The organism is Streptomyces acidicola (genome assembly GCF_009377235.1).
GTDB classification, from domain to species: Bacteria; Actinomycetota; Actinomycetes; order Streptomycetales; family Streptomycetaceae; genus Streptomyces; species Streptomyces acidicola.
In genome coordinates, this window is sequence record NZ_VMNX01000523.1 from 1 (window position 1) to 1,298 (window position 1,298).

A 1,298-nucleotide genomic window follows, 5' to 3' on the forward strand; every position below is an offset into this window, starting at 1 on the left:
CCCCCGACTCCCCCGGGCCGCAACAGCCAACCGTCCGGCGTGATCATCCGCGTGGAGATCGGCCACCAGCGATACATCGAGATCTTCGACGAAGGGCTGGCGCGCTACATCATCAACGCGCATCTGAAGGAAATGGGCCTTGGGCATGAGTAGTCACCCTGACATCGATCCGGAGACCCAGCTCCGGGCCGTCGAGATCCTGCGGACGCCACCGGACACGGTCGCCGACGCCGAGGAAGCCGACCGTGCCCTGCGACCGCTGGAGAAGGTCCTGCCCGCGACCCAGGAGGGGCCGCTGCGCGCGACGATCCTCTCCAACCTCGGGCTGCTGCGGCTGGCCCGGTTCCGGCACAGCTCGGACCCGGCCGACCTGGACCAGGCCATCGCCCATCTCGCGGAGGCCAGCACCGGCCTGCTCACGCACGGCAGCCCACCCGCGCTCAGCGCCACGATCCCCAACCTGATCAGCGCGCTGCACACCCGTGCCGAGGTGACCGGCAACACGGACGATCTGGATGCGGCCATCGCCTGGGGGCGGTCCTCCGTGGTCCATCTGCCGGCCCGCCTGACCCAGCGGGCCGCGGCCCTGGCGAGCCTGAGCAGCGCGCTGCGCGTGCGCTACGAGCGCTCGCGGTACGCGCAGGCGGAGCACGAAGGCGACCTCACCGAGGCGTACGCGGGCGACCTCACCGAAGCCATCGAGCTGGGGCACCAGGCGATCGCCGACCTCCCGGACGACCACCCACGCCTGGGGTCGACCCTGTCCAACCTCGGCAGCGCCTACCTCCTCGCGGGCCGCGCCGAGGAGGCCATCTCCCTGTTCGAGCGCGCTGTCGCGCAGGCCAGGGCCGTCCGGGACACGCTGGGGCTGGCCCGCACCCTCAACAACCTCGCCGGCTCCTTCCTGCGGGCGGGCCGACCGGCCGAGGCCACGCACACCTACGAGGAGGCGCTGGAGGCCTTCCGTGCGATCGGCGACCGGGAGGGTGCCGAACGGGTCGCCAACAACCTCACGGTCGTCCGCGACCTGCTCGCGCCCCCGGACACGGCCAGTCCCCCAGAAACAGACGGCCCTCCGGAGACGGCCGGTCCTCCCGAGACCTCGGACGGAACCCAGGCCTCCGCAGCCCGACCATAGATATCTGCACTCCGTGATTGTGGCCGAGCAGACCGTAGTCATCGCAGCCCCGGGCCCCTACCGTGGCCGAGTGCGCCGATCACGAGCCCGAACCCAGCACCCCGCGCGGCCCTCGCACCCCTCGCATGCCGCGCAGAACACACCCCCCACAGCCCTCAAC

General features: G+C 71.7%; 1 protein-coding gene. It reads left to right on the forward strand.

All coding sequences use genetic code 11. From position 1 onward, the window contains the following. Positions 1–145 precede the first annotated feature (145 nt). Positions 146–1,138: a tetratricopeptide repeat protein gene (locus FPZ41_RS46555; RefSeq protein ID WP_152870935.1), complete on the forward strand. Its 993-nt coding sequence runs from the start codon at positions 146–148 to the stop codon at positions 1,136–1,138. The last annotated feature ends 160 nt before the right edge of the window (positions 1,139–1,298 follow it).

Coding starts and splice junctions, on each gene's coding strand:
- FPZ41_RS46555 (WP_152870935.1), top strand. CDS start 146: ATGAGTAGTCACCCTGACATCGATCCGGAGACCCAGCTCCGGGCCGTC.